General features: G+C 73.3%; 1 protein-coding gene. It reads left to right on the top strand.

The window, feature by feature from the left end; genetic code table 11:
* The first annotated feature begins 475 nt into the window (after positions 1-475).
* Positions 476-2,875, top strand: a complete 2,400-nt coding sequence (locus ACWC9T_RS41350) for a SulP family inorganic anion transporter (RefSeq protein WP_449826173.1) — start codon at positions 476-478, stop codon at positions 2,873-2,875.
* Positions 2,876-3,197: the final 322 nt, after the last annotated feature.

The raw sequence follows: 3,197 nt of genomic DNA, 5'->3' as shown, positions 1-3,197 counted from the left end.
GCTGGACCCGGCCGCCGCGAAGGCCGCCGCCGAGCGCGCGGCCGCCGAGGGCCGCTCGGACCGGCCCAAGGAGAGCGTCCCCCTCACCCCGGGGGAGGCCGCGGCCCGTTCGCCATATCGGCCCCGTGCGGCGCCACCGGCAGATTCCCATCGGTTCGAACACCACCCAATGGGGTGAATCAGGGGGTTTTCCACTTCCCACCGGCCACGACGCCGTGCAAAGCTTTCATTACTCTCGGTTTACCGAGTCTTGATGGTCCGTCCCGACGGCCCTCGGCGAGACATCCCGCACCTCGCCCGGACCCCTGGCGGGCCTGATGGTCAACGCCGGCCGGTGACACCCGCATTCCCCCGCCGTGCCCACGCCATCCCGCCACACCGTCGCGACCCACGACAGCCGATCCGCCCGGAGCCCCGCCCCCGGACTCACCGCCGGACCTGACTGCGTTCGTTCCCCCGGACAGACGGGAAGACAATGACCCTCGACATCTCCAGCGCCCCCACCGCCTCCGACACCACCGACCATGCACCACCGGGCCCCAACTCCCGGGTCCGCTGGGCCCAGGACCTCTCCGCCTCCCTAGTGGTCTTCCTGATCGCCGTGCCGTTCTCGCTCGGCATCGCGCTCGCCACCGGCGCCCCGCTCACCGCGGGGCTCGTCGCCGCCGCCGTGGGCGGCATCGTGGTCGGACTGTTCGGCGGCACCCCGCTCCAGGTCAGCGGGCCATCCGCCGCACTGACCGTGATCACCGCCGGGCTGATCGCCCAGCACGGGTGGCAGGCCACCTGCACCGTCACCGTCGCCGCCGGACTACTCCAACTCCTGCTCGGTGTACGCCGGGTGGCCCGAACAGCGCTCGCCGTCTCGCCCGCGATCGTGCACGGCATGCTGGCCGGGGTCGGGCTGACCATCGCCATCGCCCAGCTGCACGTCGTCCTCGGCGGATCCCCGCAGAGCTCGGCGCTCACCAACCTGCTCGCCCTGCCCGGGCAGTTTGCCGACCCGCACCCGCCCGCGCTGCTGGCCGGCGCGGTGACCGTGGCCGTGCTGCTGGGCTGGCCCCGGCTCGGCCGACTTCCCGGCCGCGCGGGGGAGTTCGGCGCCCGGCTGGCCAAGGTGCCGGGCCCGCTGGCCGCCGTGGCCGTCGCCACCTCTCTCGCCCTCGCCCTGGACCTGCGGCTGGCCCACATCGAACTGCCCGCCTGGCAGCCGCACTCGCTCGTGCCCGCGCTGCCGCACGGTCCACTCACCGGGGCGCTCGCCGCCGTCCTCACCGTCACCGCCGTCGCGAGCGTGGAGTCGCTGCTGTCCGCCGTCGCGGTCGACCGGATGACCAAGCGCACCGGCGACCTCGACCGCGAGCTGCGCGGACAGGGCCTCGCCAACATGGTCAGCGGCCTGGTCGGCGGGCTGCCGATCGCCGGCGGCGCCGTACGCAGCACCGCCAACGTCCGAGCCGGCGGGCAGACCAAGTGGGCCTCGGTGCTGCACGGTGTCTGGGTACTGGCCGCCGCGCTGGCGCTGACCGGCGGACTGCGTCGGATCCCGCTGGCCGCGCTCGCGGCGCTGGTGCTGGTGGTCGGGCTGCAGATGGTGAGCTTCGCGCACATCCGCAAGGTGCACCGGCACCGTGAGTTCCCGGTCTACCTGATCGCGGTGCTCGGCGTGGTGGCCTTCGGGGTGCTGTGGGGCGTCGGGCTCGGCGCGGGCACCGCCGTACTGCTCGCGCTCTACCGGCTGACCCGAGCCCACGTCGACGTCGAGACCGGCCCCGACGGCTCGGTCACCGTCCAGACCCATGGGCCGCTCACCTTCACCGCCGTCCCCCGGCTGAGCCGGGCGCTGGCCTCGATCCCCGCGGACACGGAGGTCACCGTGGTGCACGACGGTTCCTTCCTGGACCACGCCGCGTACGAGACGCTGCACAACTGGCGGACCGGACGCCAGGCCGCGGGCGGACGGGTCTCGATGGTGACGCGACGCCAGGACGACGAGGTGCTCGACCCCGACGGCGCCGTCCGCGCGGGCAGTTCGCCGGGCCCGCACCGCTGCCGGGCCTGGACGCCGTGGGTCGGCCACCACTGCATCGAGCAGCAGGAGGACCCGCACGGCCGGCTGCTGGACGGCGTCCGGGTGTTCCAGCAGCACACCGCCCCGCTGATCAGGCCCGAACTCGCCCGGCTGGCCCGGGAAGGGCAGACGCCCTCGCAGCTCTTCCTGACCTGCGCGGACTCCCGGATGGTCACCAGCATGATCACCAACAGCGGCCCGGGTGACCTGTTCACCGTCCGCAACGTGGGCAACCTGGTGCCAGCCCCGTTCGAACCCGGCGCGGCCGACGACTCGGTGGCCGCCGCGGTGCAGTACGCGGTGGAGGCGCTGGAGGTGCGCTCGATCACGGTCTGCGGGCACTCCGGCTGCGGCGCCATGAACGCCCTGCTGGACGGCGTGCACGAGCGCCCCGGGCCGCCCACCCCGCTGGCCCGCTGGCTGCGCAACGGCCGCGGCTCGCTGGACCGGCTCCGACGAGCCCCGGCCGAGTTCGCCGACCGGCCGGTGGTGGACCTCGCGGAGCAGCTCTGCATCACCAACGTGGTCCAGCAGTTGGACCAGCTGATGGCGAACCCCGCGGTCGAGCGTCGGGTCGAGGAGGGCACCCTGCGGCTGGTCGGAATGTACTTCGACTTCGCCACCGCCCAGGCCTACGTCCTGGACCGCACCGCCGGGACGTTCAGCCCGGTCGAGGCCCGCACCGAGACTCGCACCGACGGCCACGCCGACCCCCGGTCCGACGGGGATTCGGCCGAACAAGTCGGAAAGGACGACCGGGTTCCGGCCGCCGGCAGTGAGGAGGGTCCCCAGCTGGCCGCCTGAGAGTCGGGTCCGTGTGCCTGCCGGGCGGGCCGGGGCACGGGCCCACCTGCCGCTGTGCATCCTGCCGCCTCCGGGCGGCGGGACGCGCGGTCGGCCGTTCGACGATCAGCCAAAGGTCTACACCAATTCCCGGGAGCCTCTTGTCAACTGACCCGTTCGCCTGGTGAGCTGTGCACTGGGACACACGGGACAATCCCCACGCACGGGATGCCCCAGATCATGACTCGATGAGGAGTGCGCGTTGAGCAACGAGAGCCTGGCCAACCTGCTCAAGGAGGAGCGGCGTTTCGCCCCGCCGGCAGAGCTGGCCACAGCCGCCAAC

Source organism: Kitasatospora sp. NPDC001159 (assembly GCF_053598235.1).
The sequence above is the reverse complement of the archived record's forward strand: the minus strand, read 5'-3'. Positions and strand labels throughout refer to the sequence as shown.